The 24,012-nt window shown below is 70.4% G+C and carries 23 protein-coding genes; 7 read left to right on the top strand and 16 right to left on the bottom strand.

Features of this window, described 5'->3' with window-relative positions; translation table 11 throughout:
- Positions 1-5: 5 nt before the first annotated feature.
- The 5 genes from D7X30_RS23580 to D7X30_RS23560 all read right to left on the bottom strand — a co-directional run bounded on the left by D7X30_RS23580 (position 6) and on the right by D7X30_RS23560 (position 4,225).
- The gene (locus D7X30_RS23580) at positions 6-497 is read right to left on the bottom strand and encodes an SRPBCC family protein (RefSeq protein ID WP_120565190.1); all 492 of its coding nucleotides are present in this window, start codon (positions 495-497) and stop codon (positions 6-8) included.
- Positions 494-832: a helix-turn-helix transcriptional regulator gene (locus D7X30_RS23575; RefSeq protein ID WP_120565189.1), complete on the bottom strand. Its 339-nt coding sequence runs from the start codon at positions 830-832 to the stop codon at positions 494-496. Before D7X30_RS23575 ends, D7X30_RS23580 begins: the two co-directional genes overlap by 4 nt.
- Before the next feature lie 52 nt (positions 833-884).
- Positions 885-1,760 (bottom strand): 4-hydroxy-3-methylbut-2-enyl diphosphate reductase, encoded by an 876-nt coding sequence (locus D7X30_RS23570; protein WP_120565188.1) that lies wholly within the window; start codon positions 1,758-1,760, stop codon positions 885-887.
- 90 nt (positions 1,761-1,850) lie between these two features.
- A complete protein-coding gene (locus D7X30_RS43640; RefSeq protein ID WP_120565187.1) occupies positions 1,851-3,842 on the bottom strand; it encodes a M56 family metallopeptidase in 1,992 nt (663 codons plus the stop codon).
- Complete coding sequence (locus tag D7X30_RS23560) at positions 3,839-4,225, bottom strand: BlaI/MecI/CopY family transcriptional regulator (protein ID WP_120565186.1); 387 nt, start codon at positions 4,223-4,225, stop codon at positions 3,839-3,841. Before D7X30_RS23560 ends, D7X30_RS43640 begins: the two co-directional genes overlap by 4 nt.
- Positions 4,226-4,462: 237 nt before the next feature.
- On the opposite strand from D7X30_RS23560, the gene D7X30_RS23555 reads away from it, so the two are divergent.
- From D7X30_RS23555 to D7X30_RS23540, 4 genes are all read left to right on the top strand, one after another.
- Complete coding sequence (locus D7X30_RS23555; RefSeq protein ID WP_120565185.1) at positions 4,463-5,602, top strand: glycosyltransferase; 1,140 nt, start codon at positions 4,463-4,465, stop codon at positions 5,600-5,602.
- Positions 5,599-6,669: a glycosyltransferase gene (locus tag D7X30_RS23550; RefSeq protein ID WP_120565184.1), complete on the top strand. Its 1,071-nt coding sequence runs from the start codon at positions 5,599-5,601 to the stop codon at positions 6,667-6,669. Before D7X30_RS23555 ends, D7X30_RS23550 begins: the two co-directional genes overlap by 4 nt.
- 74 nt (positions 6,670-6,743) lie before the next feature.
- Positions 6,744-7,118: a DUF2256 and DUF3253 domain-containing protein gene (locus D7X30_RS23545; protein WP_120565183.1), complete on the top strand. Its 375-nt coding sequence runs from the start codon at positions 6,744-6,746 to the stop codon at positions 7,116-7,118.
- A gap of 95 nt (positions 7,119-7,213) precedes the next feature.
- Positions 7,214-8,476: a trans-acting enoyl reductase family protein gene (locus tag D7X30_RS23540; protein ID WP_120565182.1), complete on the top strand. Its 1,263-nt coding sequence runs from the start codon at positions 7,214-7,216 to the stop codon at positions 8,474-8,476.
- A 15-nt stretch (positions 8,477-8,491) separates the two neighbouring features.
- Here D7X30_RS23540 and D7X30_RS23535 read toward each other — a convergent pair whose 3' ends face one another.
- Positions 8,492-9,673, bottom strand: a complete 1,182-nt coding sequence (locus D7X30_RS23535) for a bifunctional methionine sulfoxide reductase B/A protein (protein WP_120565181.1) — start codon at positions 9,671-9,673, stop codon at positions 8,492-8,494.
- 196 nt (positions 9,674-9,869) lie between these two features.
- Between D7X30_RS23535 and D7X30_RS23530 the strand changes: the two genes are divergently transcribed.
- The gene (locus D7X30_RS23530) at positions 9,870-10,205 is read left to right on the top strand and encodes a hypothetical protein (RefSeq protein WP_147443286.1); all 336 of its coding nucleotides are present in this window, start codon (positions 9,870-9,872) and stop codon (positions 10,203-10,205) included.
- A 318-nt stretch (positions 10,206-10,523) separates the two neighbouring features.
- On the opposite strand, the gene D7X30_RS23525 is transcribed toward D7X30_RS23530, so the two are convergent.
- Positions 10,524-12,029, bottom strand: coding sequence for an FG-GAP-like repeat-containing protein (locus D7X30_RS23525; RefSeq protein ID WP_158619343.1), 1,506 nt, complete (start codon positions 12,027-12,029; stop codon positions 10,524-10,526).
- A 209-nt stretch (positions 12,030-12,238) separates the two neighbouring features.
- Here D7X30_RS23525 and D7X30_RS23520 point away from each other — a divergent pair, with 209 nt between their 5' ends.
- Complete coding sequence (locus tag D7X30_RS23520; RefSeq protein ID WP_120565178.1) at positions 12,239-13,081, top strand: class I SAM-dependent methyltransferase; 843 nt, start codon at positions 12,239-12,241, stop codon at positions 13,079-13,081.
- A 44-nt stretch (positions 13,082-13,125) separates the two neighbouring features.
- A complete protein-coding gene (locus D7X30_RS23515; protein WP_120565177.1) occupies positions 13,126-13,413 on the top strand; it encodes a hypothetical protein in 288 nt (95 codons plus the stop codon).
- Here the strand turns inward: D7X30_RS23515 and D7X30_RS23510 are convergent.
- The 9 genes from D7X30_RS23510 to D7X30_RS23470 form a co-directional block, all read right to left on the bottom strand.
- Positions 13,401-14,567, bottom strand: coding sequence for a FadR/GntR family transcriptional regulator (locus D7X30_RS23510; protein WP_120565176.1), 1,167 nt, complete (start codon positions 14,565-14,567; stop codon positions 13,401-13,403). The genes D7X30_RS23515 and D7X30_RS23510 overlap by 13 nt on opposite strands.
- Positions 14,568-15,199: 632 nt before the next feature.
- Positions 15,200-16,738, bottom strand: coding sequence for a hypothetical protein (locus D7X30_RS23505; protein WP_120565175.1), 1,539 nt, complete (start codon positions 16,736-16,738; stop codon positions 15,200-15,202).
- Positions 16,739-16,750: 12 nt separating this feature from the next.
- Entirely contained in the window at positions 16,751-17,410 is a 660-nt protein-coding gene (locus D7X30_RS23500) for a hypothetical protein (RefSeq protein ID WP_233591738.1), read from the bottom strand.
- Positions 17,400-18,827 carry a hypothetical protein gene (locus D7X30_RS23495; RefSeq protein WP_120565174.1) on the bottom strand — a complete coding sequence of 476 codons (1,428 nt, stop codon included), beginning with the start codon at positions 18,825-18,827 and terminating at the stop codon, positions 17,400-17,402. Before D7X30_RS23495 ends, D7X30_RS23500 begins: the two co-directional genes overlap by 11 nt.
- A gap of 428 nt (positions 18,828-19,255) precedes the next feature.
- The gene (locus D7X30_RS23490) at positions 19,256-19,633 is read right to left on the bottom strand and encodes a hypothetical protein (protein ID WP_120565173.1); all 378 of its coding nucleotides are present in this window, start codon (positions 19,631-19,633) and stop codon (positions 19,256-19,258) included.
- A 70-nt stretch (positions 19,634-19,703) separates the two neighbouring features.
- On the bottom strand, positions 19,704-20,933 hold the full coding sequence (locus D7X30_RS23485) for an AAA family ATPase (RefSeq protein WP_120565172.1): 1,230 nt from the start codon (positions 20,931-20,933) through the stop codon (positions 19,704-19,706).
- Between the two features lie 74 nt (positions 20,934-21,007).
- Complete coding sequence (locus D7X30_RS23480; RefSeq protein WP_120565171.1) at positions 21,008-21,862, bottom strand: family 16 glycosylhydrolase; 855 nt, start codon at positions 21,860-21,862, stop codon at positions 21,008-21,010.
- 26 nt (positions 21,863-21,888) lie between these two features.
- Positions 21,889-22,635 (bottom strand): Type 1 glutamine amidotransferase-like domain-containing protein, encoded by a 747-nt coding sequence (locus tag D7X30_RS23475; RefSeq protein ID WP_158619341.1) that lies wholly within the window; start codon positions 22,633-22,635, stop codon positions 21,889-21,891.
- Positions 22,636-22,645: 10 nt separating this feature from the next.
- Positions 22,646-23,962, bottom strand: coding sequence for a family 16 glycosylhydrolase (locus tag D7X30_RS23470; RefSeq protein WP_120565169.1), 1,317 nt, complete (start codon positions 23,960-23,962; stop codon positions 22,646-22,648).
- Between the last annotated feature and the right edge of the window lie 50 nt (positions 23,963-24,012).

Here is a 24,012-nt window from a genome sequence, read left to right as displayed (position 1 = left end):
CTGCCTCAGTTGGGCCGCGCGAGCAGCTTGTCCAGCGCCGCGTAGCTCTCGTTGAGGCCCTGCTCCATGCCGGAGCCGACCATGCCCTGGAGGTCCTCCGCGGTGTGGAACAGGGAGATGTTGACGAGCTTCGTGCGCCCGTCGCCCAGGTCCTCCAGCGTCATCGTCTCCACCGTCACGTGGCCCGGCATGCCGTCCCACTCGAAGGTCTGCTCGATGCGCTCCATGGGCGTCACCTCGCGGTAGCGACCCTCGAAGCCGTGGGTGCCTTCGGGAGTGTGTTCGACGAAGCGCCAGTGGCCGCCGCGCTGAAGGTCCATGCGCTCAACGACCACCTTGTTGCCCCGGCCCCACCACTGGGAGACGAGCGCGGGGTCGGTCATCGCCTTCCACACCCGCTCGCGGGACGCGTTGAAGATGCGCTCGATGCGCAGCTCCCGCTCCGCGGTCTGGGTGACGATGGCCTTGGGGGATGAACTCGCGACTTGGGTCGTCATGGCGTTCCTTTCGTGCGCTCGAGGAAGTCCTCGAGGTTGTCCAGGCGCTGCTCCAGCATGGTCCGGTACGTGGCCATCCACTTCGCCACGTCCTCCAGCCGCTTCGGCCCGAGCTTGCAGTGGCGCACCCGCCCGACCTTCTCCGTCGTGACGAGCCCCGCCTCCTCCAGGATGCGCACGTGCTTCTGGAAACCCGTGAGCGTCATCTCGAAGTGCTCGGACAGGCTGCCGATGGACGCGCCGGTCCCTCCCCCCAGTCGCAGGAGGATGGCCCGGCGCGTCGGGTCCGACAGCGCCGCGAACGTACGGTCGAGGGCGGCTTGAGACTGAACCATTTGGTTCAGTGTTAAGGCCTGAGGCTCCCAACGTCAAGGCCCCCGGTGCTGTCTACTTGCGCTTCTTCGACATGGAGCGGACGAAGACGGAGTCGATGCCGTGGATGCGCAGGGAGACGAAGTCTTCCGCGGTGGCGTTCTCGTAGCCCGCGTCGCGCATCTCCTTCACGAACGCGGCGGTGACGCCGTGGATGCGCATGGACACCAGGTCGTCCGCGCTCAGGTCCTTGAAGCCCAGGCCGCGCATCTCGCGGATGAAGTCAGGCGTCACGCCGTGGATGCTCATGGACAGGAGTGAGTCCAGGGGCAGGCCCTTGAACCCCAGCGCCGCGAGGCCCTGGATGCGCTCCGGCGTGACGTTGTGGATGCGGCTGCTCACCAACTGCTCGATCGTCAGCTTCGGGTAGCCCTCGGCGGCCATGGCCCGGACGTACTCCGGGGTGACGCGGAAGATGCCCACCTGGACCAGCTCCTCCACGGTGGTCACCTTCTGGCCCACGGCCGCGAGCGCCTGGACGCGCTGCGGGCCGACGTTCACGCTGGCCAGGAGGAATTGCTCGTCCGCGTCCGGCTTGGGAATGCCCAGCTCCGCCAGCTTCTTCGTGAAGCTGGCATCCGGGCTGAAGCGCCAGGTGCCCACGCCCTGGCCGTCCTTGAAGCGGCCCTCGAAGTCGAAGGTGCCCGCCTCGCGCACCAGCTTGAAGGGGGCGCTGCTCCCTTCCGCCGTGGACAGCCCCTGGAAGTCGGTGAGCGGCGCGGAGAAGCCGTGGTGCGAATCAGGACGGTCCTTGGGCTGCAATGACAACTGCAACTGCTGCTCCTTCACGTACGCGCCCCACGTGCCGGTGCGCTGAGCATCGGCGGCGAGGACGGGGAGGGCGAGGAGCATCACGAACAGGGTGAGCCACGGAGACAGGCGCGACGTCATGACGGCGACTCCTTTTCGGGCAAGGCGCGGCCCTTCCGCGCGCCCGGGATGGCGCGCGCGGTGGGGCTACATGGGAGAGGAAGGGAGGGGTTACTTCCGGAGCTTCTGCATGCGGCGGATGAAGTCCGCGTCCACGCCGCCGGTGCGCAGGCGCACCAGTTCATCCACGGTGGCGGGCTTCACGCCCGCGCCTTCCAGCTCGCGCAGGTAGCTGGAGTCGACACCCAGCGCACGGAGCTGCACGGCTTCATCCAGGCTCAGCTTCCCGAAGCCCGCGGCCTTCAGTTCGTTGAGCCACGCGGCGTTGATGCCCAGCGCCTTCGCGGACAGCAGGTCGTCGGAGTCCTCCTTGTCGAAGCCCAGGGCGGCCATCTGACCCAGCCACTCCGGCGTGACGCCCAGGTGCTTCATGGACAGCAGCTGCTCGGCGGGGATGGAGCGGCCGAAGCGGTCCGTCATGGACTTCACGTACTCCGGCGTGATGCCGGCGTGCTGGAAGCCCACCAGCGTGTTCACCGTGGGCTCGTAGCCCATGGCGGAGATGCGCTCGACGACCTCCGGGGTGACGCCCGCGATCTTCAGCGCGACCAGCTGGTCCACGCTCAGCGGATCCACGCCCACGCGGGTCTTCTCGTCGGCATCGTCCGACTCCTTCCTCGCCGCGCGGGCCTTCTCCTTCGCGGAGGGCGCGGGGTTCGGAGCAGGCGCGATGACCGGCGCGGGCGCCGGGGGCGGAGGAGGGGGCGCCGCGAGGACCGCGAGCAGCGTCGGCTGGGGGACCGCGAGCTGGGCAGGTGCCAGGGCCGTCCTTGCGGCGGCGGCGAGCGACGTGGGCGCAGCGGCGACCTGAGTGGGCTCAGGGGCCGTCCTCGCGGCGGCGAGCGACGTGGGCGCGGCGACCGGGTTGGTCATCGAAGCGGCGCGCGACAGGCCCGTGGACGCGACGGCATCGGTACGGGGCGTGGCGCTCACGGCCGGGGCCGCCAGGGCCTTCGTCTCCTGCGCCTTCGTGGGCTGCACGGCGAGCGCCGTCAGGGGCACCGCCAGCGCCAGACTGCTGGCCAGCGTGACGATGGACACCCCCGCCGCCCAGCGCGACGAGCACCGCGACGCGGGCGCCACCACCAGCCGCCGCACGCGGTCCTTCAGTGAACCTCCCAGCGCGGACATCGCGGGACCGCTGGTGTCCATGCCCTGCAGCCGCAGCGCCTCCAGGGCGGTGAGCGCTCGGGCGTAGGGGAGGGCGCCGGGGCCCTGCCGCACCGCGAGGTCGTCACAGCAGTTCTCCCGCTCCACGCGGATGACCTGGGACATCCACCACACGGCCGGGTGGTAGAAGAGCAGCGTCTCCACCAGCGTCTGCACCATGTTCACCGCGAAGTCGTGACGGCGGATGTGGGCCAGCTCGTGGGCCAGCACCAGCTCCAGCTCCCGCACGGCCAGCCCGGTGAGCGTGGCGGTGGGGACCAGCACCACCGGCTTCAGCCAGCCCAGCGTGGACGGCACGTCCAGCTTCGACGACACCAGCAGGCGCACCGGACGCGTGAGGTTCAGCCGCCGCGCCAGCACCTCCAGCCGCTGCTGCCATTCCCACGACGCGTGCACCGCCTCGTCCACCTGCCGGCGCAGCCCCATCCAGCCCTTGAGCAGGCGCAGCGACGACGCCGCCACGCCCAGCCCCCACGCCAGCACCAGCCAGGGCAGGTGCTCGCCCACCTGCTGGAACATCCCGTCCAGCCGGGGCAGCGTCGCGGTCTCCTTCACGGACAGGGGACGCGAGGCGGGCAGCTGCGTCAGCGCGACGGACACCGGGGTCTCCGGCAGGGTCGCCACGGTCCGAGGGAACACCGCCGTGCGCGCCACCGGACGGACTTCCGCCGCGCGCGAGGCATGCCGCCACGCGGTGGCCACCGGCAGCGCCAGCATGATGCCCAGCGCGCCGCACGCCAGCGCGTAGCGCAGGTTCGCCGAACGCCGCCCCACCCACCGGAGCGCCAGCGCCAGGGCCACCGCCACCAGCGCGCCCTGCCACACCAGATGCACGAGCGCCCAACCCACCGCTTCCAGGATGAGACCGTTCATGACTCCGACTCCTTCTCGAGCGAATCCAGCAGCTGGCGCAGCTCCGCCAGCTCCTCCGGGGACGTCTTCTTCGTGGACAGGGCCTGCAGGGCGAGCCGCGCCGGGGAGCCGCCGAACACGCGGTCCACCAGGTCGGTGACCAGCTGCTGCTGGGTGCTCTCCCGGGGGAGCCGGGCGCTGTAGACGTGCGCGCGCTGGGACTCGTCGCGCGTCACCAGCCCCTTCTCCGTCATGATCTGCATCGTCTTCAGGACGGTGGTGTAGCCGCCCCCGTCCTGAAGCGTCTCGTGGACCTCGCGCACCGTGCGCGCGCCTCCGTCCCACAGCACCCGCAGGATGGCCAGCTCGGCATCCGTGGGTCGCGGCAGCTTTCCTCGGCTCATGGCTTCCTCTCTCCTCACCGCTTCCTACGCATAGTTATACGAACGATTTCGTAGGTGTCAACGAAGGCTTTCGTACTTCACGGGCAAGGCGCCCTGAGGGGAGGGGAAAGGGCGTCCCCGAGGGCTGGCGCCCAGACAAGCCATCAGGGAGGGGTGAACCGGACGGCGGGGTGTTTACCGTTTTCACGACCGGGCCCATGGCCACGCGGCGGGGGAGCCCGAGGAGCCTGTCCATCCATGCGTGTCATCCTCTTCTGTCATTCCCTGCTGTCGGACTGGAACCACGGTGACGCCCACTTCCTGCGGGGCGTGGTGACGGAGCTGGCCGCGCGAGGCCACTCCGTGCGCGTGTTCGAACCGGAGGACGCGTCGAGCTTCCAGTGCCTCCTGGAAGAACCCCACGGCGTGGCCGTGCTCAACGAGGTCCGAGCCCTCTACCCGCACGTGCGTCCGGAGCGCTACGCACCCGACACGCTGGACCTGGAGGCGGTGCTCGATGGCGCGGACCTGGTGCTGGTGCACGCCTGGACGTCGCCGGACCTGGTGCGCCGCATTGGAGCGCACCGGCGTGACGGCGGCCGCTTCCGCCTCCTCTTCCACGACACCTGGCATCGGAGCGTGAGCGCGCCCGAGGTGATGGCCGGCTACGACCTGTCCCGGTACGACGGGGTGCTCGCCTCCGGAGACGTGCTCCGGGACCTCTACCTGGAGCGGGGCTGGGCCCAGCGAGCGTGGACCTGGCACGAGGCCGCCGACGTGCGCGTGTTCCACCCGCACCCGCGCAACCGCGAGGTGCGGGACCTGGTCTGGATTGGCAACTGGGGGGACGACGAGCGCACGAAGGCGCTGCAGGAGTTCCTCGTGGAGCCGGTGCATGAGCTGGGCCTCACCGCGCGGGCGCATGGCGTGCGCTACCCGGTCCCCGCCCTGCGAGCCCTCTTCGACGCCGGCATCGAGTACGCCGGCTGGCTGCCCAACCACCGCGTGCCCCTGGCCTTCTCCCAGGCGCGCGTCACGGTGCACATCCCCCGGCGGCCCTACGCCACACTGCTGCCTGGCATCCCCACCATCCGCCCCTTCGAGGCGCTGGCGTGCGGCATCCCGCTGGTGTCCTCTCCCTGGGAGGACTCGGACGGGCTCTTCACCGCGGGGAAGGACTACCTCGTCGCCCGGGACGGCGCACAGATGCGGCGCCACCTGTCCGCGCTGGTCGCGGACACGGAGATGCGGCACGCCTTCGCGGAAGCCGGCCTGCGCACGGTACTGTCGCGGCACACCTGCGCGCACCGGGTGGAGGCGCTGCTCGTCATCTGTCAGGAGTTGGGGATGTCCGGCGACGTCCTCCACCCGCTGTCCTCGGAAAGAGTCCTCGCATGAGCGGCGGCCTGCGCTTCGCCTTCTTCGGTTCCAGCCTCGTGTCCACCTGGTGGAATGGCGCGGCCACCTACTACCGGGGCCTCTTGCGCGCCCTGCACGCGCGCGGGCACCAGGTCACCTTCTATGAACCGGACGCCTCCGGCCGGCAGGAGCACCGCGACCTCCATGAGCCGGACTGGGCCCGCGTCGTCGTCTATGCGAACAACCTGGGCTCGGTGGATGAATGCCTGGACGACGCCTTCGGCGTGGACGTGGTGGTGAAGGCCAGCGGCGTGGGGGCCCTCGACGCGTATCTGGATTCACGCGTGCTGGAGCTGCGCCGCTCCGGCACGCAGGTGGTGTTCTGGGACGTGAGCGCGCCCGCCACGCTGGAGCACGTGGCGAAGGACGCCCACCATCTCTTCCGTCAGCTCATCCCGCGCTTCGACCGCATCCTCACGTCCGGTGGCGGCGCGCAGGTGGTGAACGCGTACCGGGAGCTGGGCGCGAAGCGATGCGTGCCCATCCACCTGGCGGTGGACCCGGACACGCACCACCCCGTGGCGCCTGAGTCGCGCTTCGCCTGTGACCTGGCCTTCCTGGGCAACCGGTTGCCGGACCGCGAGGCGCGCGTGGCGGCCTGCTTCTTCAAGGTCGCGGAGGCGCTGCCCCGCTCGCGCATGCTCCTGGGCGGCAACGGTTGGGAGGACCGCGTCGTGCCTTCGAACGTCGTGCGGTTGGGCCACGTCTACACGCAGGACCACAACGCGCTGAACAGCTCGGCGCGCGCGGTGCTCAACCTGCACCGCGACAGCATGGCGCGCTTCGGCTTCTCACCATCCACGCGTGTGTTCGAGGCAGCGGGCGCGGGCGCCTGCCTCATCACCGACGCCTTCGACGGCGTGGAGCAGTTCCTGGAGCCCGGCCGCGAGGTGCTGGTGGCCCGCTCCGGTGAGGAGGTCGCCGAGCACGTGAAGCGCCTCACCCCGGAGGACGCGCGGCGCATCGGGCAGGCCGCGCTCCGGCGCGTGCTGGCCGAGCACACGTACGCGCACCGCGCCGTGGAGGTGGAGGCGGCGCTGGGCTGACGCATCCCTGTACGCGAGCCTCGGCGTCGGCCGGGGTTGCAACCCGGCGTGGCGGGACGCATCGATGGGAGTGCATGACGTCCCCTCCGCCTCCCAAGCCCTGCGCCGTCTGCGGCCGAGCCATCACCTGGCGCCGCAAGTGGGCGCGCGACTGGGAACAGGTGAGGTACTGCTCGGAGGCGTGCCGGGGGAAGCGGACCCAGGCGCGGGATTCCCCGTGGGAGGTGCGCATCCTGGAGCTGCTCTCCCAGCGGGCAGGCGGCGCCACCGTGTGTCCCTCCGAGGTCGCCCGCGCGTCCGGCGACGAGGACTGGCGCGCGTGCATGGAGCCCGTGCGCGAGGCGGCGCGCAGGCTCGTCGCTCGGGGCGTGCTGGACATCGTCCAGGGGGGCCGGGTGGTGGACGCCTCCACCGCGCGCGGACCCATCCGGTTGCGCCTGCGCGCCTGAGGCCCGACCACCGGGATGTGGTGCCCTGCACAGGGTTTTCACGGCCCGTGGAATCGCGCTTGCGCTCACATGGAGGGTCCGGCTACTCGCCGCCCATGGCCCACGACACGAAGCCCGCGTTCGACATCATCCTGTGGGGCGCCACGGGATTCACCGGCCGCCTGGTGGCGGAGTACCTGGCTCGCAATCAGGACGCGCACCGCGCGAAGTGGGCCATCGCCGGGCGCGACGAAGGCAAGCTGGATCAGGTCCGCTCGGAGCTGGTGAAGGTGCGGCCGGAGTTCGCGGACCTGCCGGTGGTCCTCGCGGACGCGAAGGACGCGGCCTCGCTGGACGCGATGGTGGCGCGCACGCGCGTCATCATCTCCACCGTGGGCCCCTACGCCCGCTACGGCAACGAGCTGGTCGCCGCCTGCGTCCGCGCCGGCACGGACTACTGCGACCTGACGGGCGAGGTGCAGTTCATGCGCAAGACCATCGACGCCCACGACGCGCGGGCGCGCGAGACGGGCGCCCGCATCGTGCACACCTGCGGCTTCGACTCCATCCCCTCCGACCTGGGCACGCTGATGGTCCAGGACTACATGCGGGAGAAGCACGGCGGCCACTGCGACCAGGTGCGCTTCCACCTGACGCGCATGCGCGGTGGCTTCAGCGGCGGCACCATCGCCAGCATGATGGACACCCTGGCGGCGGTGAAGGCGGAGCCGTCCCTCAAGAAGGTGCTGACCAGCGCCCACGCGTTGGACCCGGAGCCCTCCCGAGGCACGAAGGAGGAGCGCGACCTGGCCACGGTGAAGAAGAGCCCGGACACGGGCACGTGGACCGCGCCCTTCGTGATGGCCTCCGTCAACACGCGCGTCGTGCGGCGCTCCAACGCGCTCCTGGGCTACCCGTGGGGCCGCGACTTCTTCTACTCGGAGGTCTCCGACTTCGGCCCCGGGCCCAAGGGCCTGGCGCTCGCCGCGGCGACCACCGCGGGGCTGGGCGGCTTCATGCTCCTGTCGAACGTGGACCCCGCGCGGGAGCTGCTGGAGAAGCACGTGCTGCCCGCGCCGGGCGAAGGCCCGTCCGCCACCGTGCGCGAGCGCGGCCTCTTCGAGGTGCGGCTCCTGGGCGAGGGCCACTCGCCCAAGAGCGGTCAGCGCGTGAAGGTGGAGGGCAAGGTCGCGTCGAAGGGCGACCCGGGCTACGCGGCCACGGCGCGCATGCTGGCGGAGTCCGCGCTGTGCCTCGCCTTCGACACCATCCCCAAGCGGGGCGGTGTGCTCACCCCCGCGTCCGCCATGGGCATGGTGCTGGTGGAGCGCCTGCGCAAGGCGGGCATGACGTTCGAAGTGCACGACCGCGCCGCGTGAGGGCTCGGCGGGCTCTCAGTCGCGCAGGTAGTGGCAGGTGTAGCCGCCGGGGTTCTTCACCAGGTAGTCCTGGTGGTAGCCCTCGGCGGGCACCCACTCGCCGGCGGCGGTGATTTGCGTGACGATGGGCCGGGACCACTTGCCGGACCTGCCCACGCGGGCCTTCACCGCCTCCGCCGTCCGGCGCTGTTCGTCCGACAGGTAGAAGATGGCGGAGCGGTACTGCGAGCCCACGTCGTTGCCCTGGCGGTTGAGCGTCGTCGGGTCGTGCATGCGGAAGAACCACTGCTCCAGCAGCGCCTCGTACGTCAGCAGCTTCGGGTTGAAGACGACGCGCACGGCCTCCGCGTGCCCCGTCTCCCCGGTGTGCACGTCCTCGTAGGTGGCGTCCTTCTTCGAGCCGCCCGTGTAGCCGGCCTCCGTGTCGATGACGCCCGGGATCTTCCGGAGGATGTCCTCCATGCCCCAGAAGCACCCGCCCGCCAGATACGCCGTCTCGCGCGTGGCCTCCGTGGGGGCCGCCGCCTTCGCCAGCACGACGGCGCCCGCGGCGGGGGCGAGCGCGCCCTGGGGCTCACCGGGCGCCGCGAGGCCGAAGGCGGGCAGCCACGCGCCATAGCCCTTCGAGGCCAGCTCGTTCACGGGGACGAAGCGCAGCGACGCGGAGTTGATGCAGTAGCGCAGGCCCGTGGGCTTGGGCCCGTCCTCGAAGACATGGCCCAGGTGCGAGTCGCCGTCCTTCGAGCGCACCTCCACGCGCTCCATGCCCAGGGCGCTGTCGCGCTTCTCCACCACGTGGGTCTTGTCCAGGGGGCGGGTGAAGCTGGGCCAGCCGGTGCCGGACTCGAACTTGTCGCGCGAGGAGAACAGCGGCTCGCCGCTGACCACGTCGACATAGAGCCCCTCCTCGTGGTTGTTCCAGTACGCGTTGCGGAAGGGCGGCTCGGTGGCCTCGTGTTGCGTCACCTGGTAGGCCAGGGGGGACAGGGTGCGCTTCAGCTCCGCGTCGGACGGCTTCGTGTACTTGCGGCCGTCCTGCACCGGGGCGGACGCGGTGGCCGCGGGCTTCGCGCCGGGCGGAGCGCCACGCGCCTCGGTGCACGCGCTCAGCGCGGTAACCAGCACCAACAAGGCGGGCCACAGCCGGCGCGCCACCGACAGCCGGGTGGGAGAAGACACTGCTCGGGCGGACGACATGGGTCGCGAAGCCTCCGGGCGCCGCCGGAAGAGAGGGCGCCACCTCAACGTACGCGCGACCCCCGGGGACGGTTACAGGGGGGCCACGAAGACCTGCCGGCCGGGCGGGCCTCCCCGTGGCTCGCCGGAGGGCCGGGCAGTGGCCGGCGGGGGGCCGGAGGCGCTACGGTTCATTGCGAGGACCGGGAGGGAGCCGATGAGCCGGGCACGCGGGCCGCGAGGTCCAATCGGGCGGGTGACGGGCATCTCGCGCGCGGAAGGCGCCAGTGTCGTCCTTCGCATCCGGGCCCTCCAGAGCGTGGAGGGCGCCGCGCCAGTGGCGGAGCGCAACGCGCCCCGGCGCTCCTTCGCGGAGGTGATGGAGCGTCAGGCGCAGGGCCTGAACACCGCGGAGCCCCTGCCGTTCCCCGTGGCTCCCAAGCCCCTGCCGCCGCCCGTGCGCGGTCACGAAGACGAGGAGTTGATGACCTCGGAGCCCGCGCCCGACACCTTCGTCGGGCTCATGTGGTCCAAGCTGAAGCGCCCGCGCTGAAGCGGACCGCTACCACCAAGTCGCGGCGAGCCCGCCCGGGGACACGGAGTCCTGGCTCGCCCTGTCGTTGGCTGAAGCGCTCCCGCCGAAGCGCTCCAGGGCGGGCGCTCCATCCTGCCCCGCTACCACCAAGTCGCGGCGAGCCCGCCCAGGGACATGGAGTCCTGGCTCGCCCTGTCGTTGGCTGAAGCGCCCCCGCTGAAGCGCTCCAGGGAAACGGCTACCACCAAGTCGCGGCGAGCCCGCCCAGGGACACGGAGTCCTGGCTCGCCCTGTCGTTGGCTGAAGCGCTCCCGCCGAAGCGCTCCAGGGAAACGGCTACCACCACGTCGCGGCGAGCCCTCCCAGGGACACGTAGTCCTGGCTCGCGGCGTCGTTGGCGGAGTGGAGGTCCGCGGGGACGCTGAGCGTCCGCGTGGCGGTGATGCGGTAGGACAGGCCCACGCTGGAGCGCGGCAGCGGCGCGCTGAAGCGCAAGAGGGCGGTGTCGCCCACGGCCATCGGTCCCACCTCGCACTGGAGCGTGCCGGCGGCCATGAGGCAGTCCCGGGTGCTGGCCTGGAGGCCCGGGGGCAGGGCCACGGTGATGACGGCTCGGGTCAGCGGATCCGGCCCGTGCTGCGTGACGGTGAGCGTGTAGTCGATGCGCGGCACGGACACTCCCGGCCTGGGGACGGCGGTGAGCGTCACCTCCACGTCCGCGGAAGCCGCGGCCCTCAGCACGGACACGTCATGGCCCCGGGTGTTGGCGGTGACGACGTCTGGCTTCAGGTCACCGTCGAGCAGGCCCACCGCGAGCGCCGCGGGGCCTTCGCCGGTGGTCAGGCGCGTGGGCGCGCCGAAGGAGCCGTGGCCCTGGCCGGGCAGGAGCGACACGGTGTCCTCGTTGAAGTTCGCGGTGATGAGGTCCAGCATCCCGTCGCCGTTGAAGTCGCCGGCCGCGACGAAGTACGGACCGCCCTTCACTGCGAAATCCACGCGCGCAGGGAACGTACCGGCGCCGGTGCCGCGCAGCACGGACACGCTCTGGCCCCGGAAGTTCGCGGTGACCACGTCCAGCTTCCCGTCGTCATCCACATCCACCACCGCGACGGAGTAGGGCGCGTTGCCCGTGGGGAAGTCCATGCGCGGCCGGAACGTCCCGTCCCCGTTGCCGAGCATCACCGACACCGTGTCCACGAAGTTCGCGGTGACCAGGTCCGCCATCCCGTCGTGGTTGATGTCGGCCACCTTCACCGCGAACGGGTTGGTGCCGGTGGTCACGTCCTTCTGGGGCACGAACCGTCCGGAGCCCCGGTTCAGCAGCACCGACACGGAGTCATCCAGCGCGTTGGCCGTCACCACGTCCAGGCGGCCGTCACCGTCCAGGTCGCCCACGTCCACGGCCGAGGGCTCCGCGCCCACGGAGTGGTCGGTCCGCGCCCCGAACGTCCCATCCCCGCGCCCCAGCAGCACGGACACCGTGCCTCCGAAGTGGCTGGTGACCACGTCCAGGTGGCCATCCACGTCGAAGTCCCCCACCGCGACCGCGCCGGGCAACGCGCCGGTGGGCCGCTCCAGGCCGGGCGCGAACGTCCCATCCCCCAGGCTCCGCAGCACGGACACGGTGCCCGCGGTGTGGTTGGCGGTGATGACGTCCAGGTGCCCGTCCTCGTCGAAGTCACCCAGCGCCACGGCGCGTGGCCCCATCCCCGTGGGGGACGCGCGAGGAGCATCCAGCAGCGGCCGGGCTGGGGTGACCGCCATCCGCGGCAGCGCCATGGCGATCAGCACCGCGACGCTGAACAGCATCACGCCCGCATGGGTCATTCGTGGGTGTCTCATGTCCATCCCCCTCTTCATTCACGATTCACGGCCCTGAACCGGCAAGGCCGTATGAACGCGGTTTCCGTGACATCCCCGCGTGATGTTGAAGAAGTAAGAAGGGGGGCCGGGTGGGGCCATGCGTCCCGGGGGAAGGTGGGGTGACGGGCAGTGAACAGGGGCACGTCCCCGGAGGCACGGCTTGCGCGCGGGGTAGGCTGCGCCGTCCCATGTCCCTCCCGTCAGAAACCCCGTCCTCCTCCCGCCAGCCGTTGGTGGTCACCACGTCGGACCGGGTGGACGCACAGCTCGCACAGCGTGCGCGGAGTGCGGCGGAGGCGGTGGGCGTGCCGTATGTGGAGCGCCACCACAAGCTGCCTCTGAAGAAGCTGCTCACCGACATGGCGGACGCGCTCATTGTCTTCGAGTCCACGGCGGTGTCGCTGGTGGACGCGGAAGGGACGCTGCGCTTCTCACCGGGGCTGGCGCACCTGCGGGTGAAGCAGTTGGACGCGGGCGTGATGGAGGACCAGCTCGTGCGCGTCGCGGGCCTGCGCGAAGGGGAGCGCGTGTTGGACTGCACGCTGGGCCTGGGCGCGGATGCGCAGGTGGCGGCGCGGCTGGTGGGGCCGGGCGGAAGCGTCATCGCGCTGGAGAAGAGTCCGGCGCTGTATCTCCTGGTGCGGCACGGGCTCAAGGGGCTCGAGCGCCACCCGGCCGCCTGCGCGGTGAGCGCGGTGTACGCGGACGCGGCGGAGTTCCTGCGCACGCTGCCGGACGGCGCGTTCGACGTGGTGCTCTTCGATCCGATGTTCGAGCGCGAGCGAAAATCCTCCGCCGCGTTCGAAGCGCTGCGCCGCCACGCGGACTACTCGCCGCTGACGCGCGAGACGGTGGACGAGGCCCGGCGCGTGGCACGCCGGGTGGTGGTGCTGAAGGGCTCGCGCTACTCGAAGGACTTCAAGAAGCTGGGCCTCACCCCGGAGCCCGCCCGGCCCAACGCCACGGTGTTGTGGGCCCGACTGCCCGGTTCAGGCAATCCCGTGCATCCTGGTGAAGACGGAAGTCCCTGATAGCGTCCCCGGCCGCCGTGAATCATGACAACCGGGAGCGACACATGAAGACGCTGAAGCGGGGACTGTTGCTGGTGGGCTGCCTGCTGGGAGCCGTGGGCTGTGGCGTGGAGGCGCCGGAGGAGGGCGCTCTGGTGGTGGAGGAGGACACGCAGGAGGTGTCCGCGCAGGCCGGCTGCATCCCCGGCCAGACGCGCACCATCAAGGTGGGCTGCTGCACGCCCACGCTGGAGCGCCGGCAGAACCAGATCTGCACCAACTCGGCGGGCTCCTGGAGCAACTCCGGCTCCAGCTACTGTGGCGGCTCGACCCTGAACTGCTACGGCGGCTGATCAGGAGGCCCGAGGCGCGCTGACCCATCCTGCGCGGAAGCAAGCCTCGCGCAGGGGGGGCCACAGGGGCCGGTGGCTGGGGCGTCGATCCGCGGGAGGCCGCTCTCCGGAGACGAACCGTCCCCATCTGTCCGACAGCCGGACAGGTTGTCCAAGGCCGAGCCCATCACCTCGCTCTCGGCGCGCGCTCCACCAAACCCAGGGGGCGTAGGCCCCGGAGCTGTTGGAGACAGCAGCGCCTCGCTGGCCGGAGCCACGGAGGGTGTCTGTGCCTGAGGGCACGGCGCAACCCCGAGCGCCTCGGAGGCCGGCACAGGGCAACCGGGGCTCCGCTCCTCGACGCAAGAGCGTACCTCCGGCGCATCCTCCAGCCCGGTGGCTGCCACAGGGGTGCTGGGAATGTCCTCCTGGGCGCATGGAGCCTCAGGAGACGCAGGTACCTGGGGAGCTGGGGCGAAGGCATTCAGCACGCGCTCATCGCAAGCCTTCAGCAACGCTGGCAGCTCGTGCTGAAGTGCCCGCACGTCGCGCTCCCGCAGGGCCCCCATCGCGCGGAAGGCCCACTCGCGCAGCGCCTCTCCGCCCAGGAGCGGCAGCAACTGGGCGGCTCCTCCCAGGAAGGCCCGCTGCAGGGACTGAACGAGGAGCACGTGCCCGGGCCGCGCCGCCACCCGGGCCGCCTGCCGCAGCAACTCGAATTCCGCATGCGCGCAGGTTTCCCCCGACTCCCAGCGCGCCGCGTCCTGGAGCTGGAAGCACGTGCTCCCCAGCCGGTCCAGGTCGAGGTCCGAGGCCCTCGTGCAGCAGTCGACCAGGAGTTCCACCAGCACCTGCCGCTTGAGGCTGAAGTAGCCCTCCAGAAGCCACCGGGCATCCGGGTTGCGCACGCCATGAAGCGCCAGGCCCAGATTCTCCAGCGTCAGCGACTCATCCAGCGCCACCGCGCGAGTTTTGCGTCCGGGGCGCTGCACCACCAGTCCTCGCGCCGCCAGCCGCCGCAGCGCCTCTCGGATGGTGCCCCGACACACCTCATAGCGGCGCGCCAGCTTCGCTTCGGAGCCGAATTGCCCGCTCGGGTGCAGCCGCCCCAGCGCGATATCGCGCTCAATTTGAGCCTCCACATAAGCCACGAGTCCGCGCCGTTCCATCCCCATTCCCCTTCCTCGTCCCAGCATCGCCATCCAACCACAGGGGTCTGACATGGACGTGCGACCCCACCTTCCGAGTCGATTGCCGGGAGAGCGCGCCCCCGGGCCGCATGGGGCGAAAACCTGTCCGACAGTCGGACAGGTTTTGAGGCAACCGGGCCCGGGCGGGTGCCTTGGTCCATGGCCCCACCTTTGAGTCCGCGCACGTGTGACGTTGCGCCCCTGAAGGTCCGGCGTGGTCTCGGGCCTCAGGCGGTGGAAGCGTGTCCGACAGTCGGACAGGTTTTGAGGCAACTGGGGCCTGGCGGGTGCCTCTGTCCGTGGTTTCACCTGGGAGTCCGCGCACGCGTGACGTCGAGCCCCTGGCGGTCCGGCGTGGCCTTGGGCTTCATGCGGCGGAAGCGTGTCCGACTGTCGGACAGGTTTTGAAGGAACCAGGCCCGGCCGGGCGCCGCTGCCCGTGGTCCCACCTTGGTGTCCGCGCACGCATGACGTCGCGCATCACCGGGGCGCTTCGCAACGCGCGCGTCTTCGCGGAGATATTCGGGTCGTGGGTCTGCTTTCGGAACGCTGGCGACATGGTTGGTCAGCGCTTCGGGTGGCCTCCTCGGTTCGGGAAGCTTCGGACCTGGGAGGCTTCAGGCTCGCTTGAAGGCGCTCGCGTTCGGCAGGCCGCTGCCGCTCAGGTCCGCACCCATTGCGGTGAGGACTCCGGAGAAGATGTCCGGCTCGTTGGACGTCACCTTGCCTGGCTGTGGGGCTCCGGTGCGCGCGTCGAAGCCGTAGGTGAGGGTGGTGTTCGGATCCACGCCTCCCAGCACGGTGTTTCCCTTCACCATGGGCGACAGCAGCAGGAAGCCGTTGTTGAGGTCGTGGCCCGAACCGAACTCCGTGGCGCCGGAGGGGCGTGGACGCGTGCGGCCGAACTCCGTGGCCACGTAGATGAGCGTGCGGTCCCACATGGATTCACCTGAGTCCGCGTCGAACGGCTCCGCCTTCAGCAGCGTGATCAGCGAGTCCACCGTGGACAGGATGCGCGCCCACATGAAGGCCTGTCCGCCCCGGTGGTCGTTGTGGCTGATGTCGAACGCGAGCGGCGGATTGGCGATGCCGTTGGGCCCGCCCACCGCGACGTTGAAGTCCGGCCCCAGCGTCACCGACACGGACACGCGGTACTTGAGCAGCAGGAACGCGAGCGCCGCCTGGCCCTGCACCGGGTCCGTGAAGAAGCCGGGGAACACCTCGCGCAGCCGCGCTCCGTCCGGTGAGCTCTCCAATCCGTACTTCGACAAGGGAATGGACGGCAGGTCCGGCAGGACGTTGAGCTTCGTGATGAGGTCCAGGGCCTCCAGCTTCGGTTGCTGCACGCCGCGCTGTTCGCTCCAGCGCCTCAGTGCGCCGCTGTCCTGGAAGGTGCGGCCGAAGATGGACTTCTGGTCCAGGGCGTCCCGCGTGCTGCGCGCCAGCGCGATGACGTCCTTCGACGGCGCTCCGGCGATGCCTCGCGAGCCATCCAGGCCCAGGGGCCACAGGGACGGGTTGACCACGGGCTCCCCGAAGCAGGACAGGGGCAGGCTGTCATCGGTGCCGCGCTCGGCGTAGCCACCCGTGCCCATGTTGACGTTGGGCAGCGGCATTCCGCTTCCCCACTGGAGCGCGACGGCCTCCTGGAGCGTGCGGCCCCGCCAGGCGCCGTTGCCTGTGAGCGAGCGCTTCTGCGCGATGCCGTGGTTCACGGACGTGCCCACGGAGGTGGCCACCAACATCTCGCTCGCGTGCTTCTTCACGAACGCCAACTGGTCGGTGTTGACCGGGATGTTGATGCTGCCCAGGCGCGTGTTGCTGTACTTCACCGCGCGGAAGGGGCTGTCCGCCACGCCCTGCACCTGCGCGTCCGGGAAGGTGTTGAGCCCGGCGGCGTTGGCGGACTCGGACTGGCGTACCGCGAGGAAGCTGTCCACGATGGACGCGCCCCCCGCCGCCCCGATGACGATGAGGAACTTCGGCTTGCCGTCGAGCGCGTCGCGCTTCCGGCCTGGCTTCTCCAGGGACTCGGGCGTCTGGAGGGAGTCCCGGCAGCCGGAGAGGAAGGGCGCGAGCGTGGTGCCCGCCGCGCAGAGTGACAGTGCCCGCAGCATTTCCCGGCGCGACAGCCGGCCCGTGGTCTTGAGGGTCATGGGAGGGGTTCCTCAGTAGAAGACGGCTTCGGCGGAAGAGAAGACGGCGAGACACGCGGCCTGCATCCACGCGACCCCTGGCGTGGCCACGCCGGTGGCCTGCACGTCGGCGGACAGCCGCACCAGCGTGTCCCGCTCGTCCTGGGTCGGGTCGCGCAGCCACGCGCGGCGCACCAGGGAGGTCACCGCCGTGGCGACAGCCGGGCTCGCGGCGTCCACCAGCTTGCCGTCCGCGGTGAGGACCACGTCCTTGAACACCACCGCGGCGGTGGGCGTGTTCACGTCCAGCGCGATGCGCGCGTTGCACGCGGAGAGCACGGTGCGCTCCACGGCGATGGGCGTGGTGGCGCCCGTGACGGGGGCGGTCTCGTAGACGCTGTGCTGGTAGGGGTCCACGCCGCCCAGCGCCACGCCGTGCACGTTCTGGCAGGGGTATTGGCCCAGCTCGTTGCACACGGAAGACGTGGGCAGCTCCAGCGCCTGGGCCAGGTCGAGCGACAGGCGCTCGGGGCCCTTGAAGCGCAGGTTGCCCTTCTGGGACTTCGCGACGCCGCCGTCCCATCCGGGCGTCACGCCGGGGTTCGCGTCCGGTCCCAGGTCGACGGCGGTGGGGAGCTTGTCGGAGCAGCCCGTGAGCAGCAGACAGGTCAACAGCAGGCGTTCAGGGCGCACCGTAGGCCTCCGTGCGGATGAGGTCGTGAAGCATCTTCTGCACGCGGTACGCGTGCGTCGTGCGGAAGGCCTGCCAGGTGCGGACGAACTCCTCGTTCTCTTCCGGCAGGGGCGCGTGGCCGACGAGCAGCTTCCAGTAGTCCGTGACGGTGGAGATGGCGAAGGCGTCGCTGTTGGCGGCGACCCGGGCCCACTCCATGAGGTTGTTCACGGGCTGGCCCAGGATGACGCCCTGCTCGGGCGTGTTCTTCAGCGTGGCCACTTCGTTGGGGAACAGCAGCTCCAGCCGGTTGGGGATGTAGCGGTTGGGCAGCCCGCCCAGGCCGTTGTAGTTGCGGTACGGGTACGACAGCGGATCCAACGTCGCGTGGCACGCGGCGCACTGGGGCGCCTGGACACCCTTGGCGTCATGGTCGCGCGGCTCGTTGGGGACGCTGTGCAGGCCCTCCTGCTTCGCGATGTCCAGGCCCAGGTACGCGCGATATATCTGCGACGCGGCGTTGCGCGGCAGCGCGGTGAACATGACGAACGAGGTGAGCGTCCACGCGCTCGTCATGTTGCCGGCGCGGCGCGAGGCCTCCACGAACTGGGAGGAGAGGCTGTTGGTTGCGGTGTACGTGGTGGGGCTCGAGCCCGAGCGCTTCACGTAGAAGCTGGCGGTGAGGACGTCGCGCGCGTCGTGGTCGTCCGTCTGGGACCAGGTGAAGAGGGCGTAGTCGTCGTAGTAGTCCGCCAGGGGGATGATGCCCGCGTCCTCGCCGGACTTGATGGAGCCGACGGGGCGGATCTTCGGGTGGGCCACCTTCCAGAGCTGCCCGTGCTTGCCGCGCCAGAAGTCGGACTGGAGGCAGCGGTCCAGCTCCTGGTCGATGAAGGCGCGCTGCTTCTCCTCGCTGCCCAGCTCCAGGAAGGTGACCACCTGGGCGTAGGTAGGGGACGTGCCGCAGAAGTCGCTGAGCATGCGGCGGTACGCGAAGCGCGGGTCGTACTGGCAGACCTTGAACTGGGGGTTCTCTCCGCCGCCGCAGATGCCGCTGGGTGGGACGCTGGTGGCGTCGCCGGGCAGCGAGCCCTGCTCGACCTCGAACTGGTTGGGGGCGCCGTCGCCGTCGGTGTCCTCGGTGGCGATGGCGCGCAGCGCGGCGGGGAGCGCGGCGGCGAAGTCCGCGTCGGAGAGGGGACGCGGCTTGCCGGGGGCGAGGTGCGGCTCCAGCGCGGCGCCGTAGCCGTTCCGCTGGGGCGGGGCCACGTGACAGTACGTGCAGGCGGGCTGGGTGCCCTGGCAGGCGGGCGCGGTGGGGTACTCGGCGCAGAAGGTGCCGGGACCGGTGGGCATGGCCACGGCCGGGGTCGCGAACCCGAGCAGCAGCAGCGCGGGCAGCAGCCATCGGCTCGGGGTTGGGGAGGGGAGGGGCACGCGGGCTCCGGGAACGGTTGCTGTACGGACACCCCAACCCGGAAAATCAGAAAAGGTTTCGGAGATTCGCGAGTAGGGAAGGGGGCGAGGAAGGACACGGGCTCACCCGCGACGCGCTCCATCTCCTCCAGGTGATGACGGGCCGCGTCGGTGAGCTGATCGAAGCGCCGTGCGGCACGCCAGGACCACCCGCCGCACCCGCCCCGGCGCGATGCCCGCCGCCTGGATGCAGCCGCTCGCGGAAGGCCCAGCGCTTTCGACGAGCACGCGATGACCCCGGGCGAAGGTGGCCTCCCGTTTCTCGCGTGAGGGCTCCGGGCCTGGCCGGAGCAGTACAACGTAGTCAGCCCGACCGGCGGCCTGGAGCCGCGATGGAGCCAAGGCTGTCGCGCCAGGACTTCACGCAACCGTCAGCGGAGGGGTCACTTCTAGTGCTTCACCAGGGAGGAGCAATGCATCCCCTTCGCCTTGAGCGTCTCGATCATCTTTCCAATCGTCTTGTCATCCAGGCTCGGCAGTTCCTTGTGCGAACATTCCTTGATGTCATTGATGATCTTCAGCTGATCATCCGACGTCTTCTTGGCGAGAGATTCCTTCATGATCTCCCTGTCGATGATGTTCGTGAACTTCTTCAGGTCCCCGGCCGAGAGCTTCCATTCCGAGTTCGCCGCGGTGATGTCCTTGTTGATGCACGCGACGAGCTTCTTCCTCGTCGCGGTGTCATCCGCCGCCGAGGCGAGCGTGGGGAGAATGAGCAGGAGCGAGGTCATCGTCAGCAGTGTCGGGAACAGCGGGCGGGATGCCATGTGAGTCCTCCGGTGCCGAGGAAGAGTAGCTCCAACGTCCTGGCGACCTGGAGCTTCGTGTGCTTCCGGCTCACCACGGCCGCCGCTCGATGAAGTGGCGCGCCTCCGGAGAGGGGGCGAGGAAGGACACGGGCGCATTCGCGACGCGCTCGAGTTCTTCCAGGTGATGACGGGCCTCGTCGGTGAGCTGGTCGAAGCGACGTGCGGCCCAGTTGGTCGCGGCGAGCTCCCCCGCGAGCGTGAGCGCCAGGTCCGTGGGCGCATTGAGGGATGCGGCCTCGCGCAGCCCCACCCAGTCGAACGCGCGGCCTTCCGAGCGGCACGCCAGGACCACCCGCCGCACCCGACCCGGTGCGATGCCCGCCGCCTGGATACAGGCGCAGGCGGAAGGCCCGGCGCTTTCGACGATCACACGGTGACCCCGGGCAAAGGCGTCCTCCCATTCCTCGCGTGAAGGCCTTGGGTCTGGTCCGCCCGGTCGAAGCAGCAGGGCATAGTGAGGCGCGAGCTGTACCGTGAGGGGACGCGTGTCCACGCTGTCATGGGAGCCCGGGACGACGAGGTCCACGAGCCGTTCGCCAGGACGTCCATAAAGTCCAAGCCGGCTGGCCACCCGTACGAGCACCGCGTCGGGTGGAGTCCTCGCCGTGTCGACCACGAACTCCGCCAGCGATGCCAGCGTGTGCACCGCACGCTCGGCGGGATGCGCCCAGGCCACCTCGAAGCTGTCTGGCTCCGCATCCGCGCAGGGCGTGCATGAATGCTCCTCGGGCGGTCTGGCCTCCTTGCCGGTATCCGGCCTCGCGTCCTCAAGGGGTGCGCGCGGCGGCAGCTCAATGGGGTGGGCTCTGGCCACTCCGATGAGGGAAGGCGCTTCGGGCTCATGCATGGCGCGCGAACGCCGCTCCGCGTCGCGCAGCGCTTGCTCTGGTTCGGGCGCCTTCAGGTGAACGTGCACGACGCGGAGCCCCGGGCTTCCGCGCAGGCCGTCCAGCTGCGCCTCGCTGCTTGCGGCATCCACGATGATCAGCCTGGAAACCCGGCCCGTACGGCTGGATGCGTCCAGCCCGTATCCATGCAGGGCCGCAAGCACTTCCTCCGCCAGCCAGCGCCCAGCCGTCTCGCGGTCCAGCGTGATGCTCCGGTCCTGATGGGCGCGCCGGGACCCAGCACCGCCGTGCTTCCGCAGGAAATCCTCCGAGCGGAGATGCAGCGCGCCGAACCGCCGCGCGAGCCCCTGCGCGAGGGTCGTCTTCCCCGCGCCGATAGGCCCCGACACCACCACCACCGTGACCGCCATGACTTGTTCCTCCCTAAGAGGAACACCCTACGAACCCGGTCGCGGTGCGAACCATCCCCCGTTGGAGGGAGGCCTCAGCGCTTTTCGGAGACGCGCACCCAGTCCACTTCCATGGTCCGCGGCCCCTGGCGCAGCAGGTCCGCGGTGGCCTGCGGCACGCCGAAGTACGGCTCCTTCGCCTTGTTGACGCCCTCCGGATAGCCGCCGCCCACCGCGAAGTTGAAGATGATGAAGAGGGGCTTGTCGTAGGCCCACGCGCCGTGGCGTTCCACCTCCTCACGCGTGGACGTCTTCACGCGCTCCCCGTCGATGTACCAGTGGATGGCCTCCGGCGAAGTCTCCACGCCGTACTCGTGCCAGTCGCTCACCGGCGTGCGCGGAAAGAAGCGGCCGTTGATGGGCGTGTTGCCGCTGTAGCCCGGCCCATGCAACGCGACGGACACCCAGTCGCCGTAGCCAACGTTCTCCATGATGTCGAGCTCCCCGCACGCCGGCCACCCCGCCGTGTGGATGTCGCTGCCCAGCATCCAGAACGCGGGCCACAGCCCCACGCCCACCGGCAGCTTGATGCGCGCCTCGACGCGGCCGTGCTTGAACTCGCGCTTGCCCGCGCTCTCCACCCGGCCGGACGTGAACGGATACCCGTTGGCCGTCTGCATCCGCGCCGTGAGCTTCAACGTGCCGCCGCTCACCGACACGTTGTCCGGCGACGTCGTGTACTGCTGCTGCTCGTTGTTCACGTGTACGTCGGTCTGGATGCGCCAGTTGCTCGCGTCCACCTCCGTGCCGTTGAACTCGTCACTCCATACCTGGGCCCAGCCGCCCTCCGTGGGCGCCACCGCCTCCGCGCGCTTCGGTGCCCCCGCGCACGCCGTCAGCCCCGCCACCAGCGCCCACGCCGTCACAGTCCTGCCCGTGCTCGTCGCCATCGTCGTTCCTCGAAAGGGAGCCATCTCTACTGGAGTGTCCGCCGGTCCACCGGCGCTTCGGGGGACTCGCCCCGGTACGGCGTGGCCGGAGGCATGAGCAGCGATTCGTGCAGCCGCCCCTCCACGTCCACCGTCACGTCCACCACGGTCTGCCGCACGGGCTCCACGCTGCCGTCCGCGTGCAGGAGCACGCCGCCCCCCTGCGGAATGCCCAGCCCCCGAGTGGGCAGCCCCATGCGCTGGACGGCGAGCTTGAGGCCGGGCCAGTCAGGCGGCTCGTGCACGCCGATGAGGTAGGGCGCCAGGCCCAGCACCGGGAAGGGCTCGCCGTCTCCGGGCAGGTCTTCACACCATGCGCCCAGGCCCAGGTGCATGGCTCCGGCGGACACACCCATCAGCACGGCGCCGGCCTGATGCCGTTCACGCAGAATCCCGTCCACGCCGTGGGCCTGGAACGCATCCCAGCCCACGCGCGGATCGCCGCCCGCGAGCAGGATGACGTCGGCGTCCTTCAGCCACGCCAGGTCCTCGCCGGACGGCGCGGCCGGGATGCTCCGGCAGCGCTGAATTCCGATGCCCTCCATGGCCGCGACGAAGATGTCGTAGAACTCCGGCACGTCGCCGTTGGACGCGCCCAGGTACGCGGCCTTCACCGGCGGCACGCGCAGCTCCGCCCCGGTGAGCACGCGCACGTAGTCCAGGAGGGGGCGCCCCTCCACGCGCCAGAACAGCGGAGCGCTGTCAGCCAGCAGGAGGAGGGGCGGAAGCGTCATGCCCTTCAGCCTAGCGCCACTGGTAGGCGCGCACCCAGTCCACTTCCATGGTCTGCGGCGCGTTGCGCACCAGGTCCACCGTGGACTGCGGCACGCCGTAGTACGGCGTCGATGCGCCATTCACGCCGAAGGGATAGCCGCCACCCACCGCGAGGTTGAGGATGATGAACAGCGGCTTGTCGTAGGCCCACGCGCCGTAGCGCAGCACCTCCGCTCGAGTCGTGGTCTTCACCAGCGCCCCGTCGATGAACCACTTGATGTCCGAGGACGAGTACTCCGTGCGGTACACGTGCCAGTTGCTCACGCTGGACGACGGGTAGAAGCGGCCGTTGATGGGCGTGTTGCCGGAGTAGCCCGGGCCGTGCAGCGCCCCGGACACCCAGTCGCCGTAGCCGACGTTCTCCATGATGTCGAGCTCGCCGCACGCGGGCCAGCCCACGGAGTTGATGTCATTGCCCAGCATCCAGAACGCCGGCCACAGGCCCGCGCCCACCGGCATCTTGATGCGCGCCTCGACGCGGCCGTGGCTGAACTCGCGCTTGCCCGCGCTCTCCAGCCGGCCGGAGGTGAACGGGTAGCCGTTGTTCCACTGCAGGCGCGCGGTGAGCTTCAGCGTGCCGTTGCTCACGGAGATGTTGTCGCCGGAGTTCGTGTACTGCTGCTGCTCGCTGTTCACGTGCACCGTCGTGTTGGGCGTCCAGTTGGCCGTGTTGACGCTGTTGCCGTCGAACTCGTCGCTCCAGATCTGCACCCAGCGGTCCTCGCCGCCGCCCACGACGCCAAAGGAGAACGACTCCCAGCAGCCGGCCGTGGCGCGGTTGGCGTACAGCGGCGCGCTGGCGCCCTGGTTCGCGTCCGCGGACACGTACTGGCCGGTGCTCTTGGCACGCAGGCCCACGGAGCCGTCGGCGAAGGGCACCCAGGTGAAGCGCTCCCAGTCGCCCACCGCCGTGCGGAAGCCCGTCACCTGACCGCCCGCGTTCGGATCCGCGGACACGTACAGGCCCGTCTCCACCACGCGCAGCGAGATGAAGTCATTGCCCGCGTCACCCACCTGGAACTGCTCCCACCCCTGCGCGCTGTCACGGTTGGCGACGAGCGGCGCGGTGGCTCCCAGGTTCCGGTCCGCGGACACGAACTTTTGCGTCGCGCACGCCTTCAGCCACACCGTCTGACCCAGCGGCGCGGCCGTGGCGGACTGCTCCCGCTCCGCCACCACCGGCGTCGTCAGCAGCGTGTCCTGCGCGGGAGCGGAACCCCCACCACAAGCAGTCAGCCCCAGCACCGCCGCCAGCGCCCACAGCGTCTTCCCGGCTCTCGTCGCCATCGTCTTCCTCGAAGGTGCGTCCAGCTCCGACAGGAAGCCGGGACCCGCCC

The sequence above is a fragment of the Corallococcus sp. AB011P genome, from assembly GCF_003611605.1.
In the GTDB taxonomy this organism is placed as follows: Bacteria; Myxococcota; Myxococcia; order Myxococcales; family Myxococcaceae; genus Corallococcus; species Corallococcus coralloides.
Note: the sequence above shows the minus strand (reverse complement) of the source record. Positions and strands in the feature narration are given on the sequence as shown.

Bases quoted from the DNA above. Each gene is read 5' to 3' on its own strand.
- D7X30_RS23540 (WP_120565182.1), top strand. From the start codon at position 7,214: ATGGCCCACGACACGAAGCCCGCGTTCGACATCATCCTGTGGGGCGCC.
- D7X30_RS23475 (WP_158619341.1), bottom strand. From the start codon at position 22,635: ATGACGCTTCCGCCCCTCCTCCTGCTGGCTGACAGCGCTCCGCTGTTC.
- D7X30_RS23555 (WP_120565185.1), top strand. From the start codon at position 4,463: ATGCGTGTCATCCTCTTCTGTCATTCCCTGCTGTCGGACTGGAACCAC.
- D7X30_RS23535 (WP_120565181.1), bottom strand. From the start codon at position 9,673: ATGTCGTCCGCCCGAGCAGTGTCTTCTCCCACCCGGCTGTCGGTGGCG.
- D7X30_RS23505 (WP_120565175.1), bottom strand. From the start codon at position 16,738: ATGACCCTCAAGACCACGGGCCGGCTGTCGCGCCGGGAAATGCTGCGG.
- D7X30_RS23545 (WP_120565183.1), top strand. From the start codon at position 6,744: ATGACGTCCCCTCCGCCTCCCAAGCCCTGCGCCGTCTGCGGCCGAGCC.
- D7X30_RS23470 (WP_120565169.1), bottom strand. From the start codon at position 23,962: ATGGCGACGAGAGCCGGGAAGACGCTGTGGGCGCTGGCGGCGGTGCTG.
- D7X30_RS23520 (WP_120565178.1), top strand. From the start codon at position 12,239: ATGTCCCTCCCGTCAGAAACCCCGTCCTCCTCCCGCCAGCCGTTGGTG.
- D7X30_RS23490 (WP_120565173.1), bottom strand. From the start codon at position 19,633: ATGGCATCCCGCCCGCTGTTCCCGACACTGCTGACGATGACCTCGCTC.
- D7X30_RS43640 (WP_120565187.1), bottom strand. From the start codon at position 3,842: ATGAACGGTCTCATCCTGGAAGCGGTGGGTTGGGCGCTCGTGCATCTG.
- D7X30_RS23515 (WP_120565177.1), top strand. From the start codon at position 13,126: ATGAAGACGCTGAAGCGGGGACTGTTGCTGGTGGGCTGCCTGCTGGGA.
- D7X30_RS23550 (WP_120565184.1), top strand. From the start codon at position 5,599: ATGAGCGGCGGCCTGCGCTTCGCCTTCTTCGGTTCCAGCCTCGTGTCC.
- D7X30_RS23530 (WP_147443286.1), top strand. From the start codon at position 9,870: ATGAGCCGGGCACGCGGGCCGCGAGGTCCAATCGGGCGGGTGACGGGC.
- D7X30_RS23510 (WP_120565176.1), bottom strand. From the start codon at position 14,567: ATGGGGATGGAACGGCGCGGACTCGTGGCTTATGTGGAGGCTCAAATT.
- D7X30_RS23480 (WP_120565171.1), bottom strand. From the start codon at position 21,862: ATGGCGACGAGCACGGGCAGGACTGTGACGGCGTGGGCGCTGGTGGCG.
- D7X30_RS23525 (WP_158619343.1), bottom strand. From the start codon at position 12,029: ATGAGACACCCACGAATGACCCATGCGGGCGTGATGCTGTTCAGCGTC.
- D7X30_RS23580 (WP_120565190.1), bottom strand. From the start codon at position 497: ATGACGACCCAAGTCGCGAGTTCATCCCCCAAGGCCATCGTCACCCAG.
- D7X30_RS23485 (WP_120565172.1), bottom strand. From the start codon at position 20,933: ATGGCGGTCACGGTGGTGGTGGTGTCGGGGCCTATCGGCGCGGGGAAG.
- D7X30_RS23575 (WP_120565189.1), bottom strand. From the start codon at position 832: ATGGTTCAGTCTCAAGCCGCCCTCGACCGTACGTTCGCGGCGCTGTCG.
- D7X30_RS23570 (WP_120565188.1), bottom strand. From the start codon at position 1,760: ATGACGTCGCGCCTGTCTCCGTGGCTCACCCTGTTCGTGATGCTCCTC.
- D7X30_RS23560 (WP_120565186.1), bottom strand. From the start codon at position 4,225: ATGAGCCGAGGAAAGCTGCCGCGACCCACGGATGCCGAGCTGGCCATC.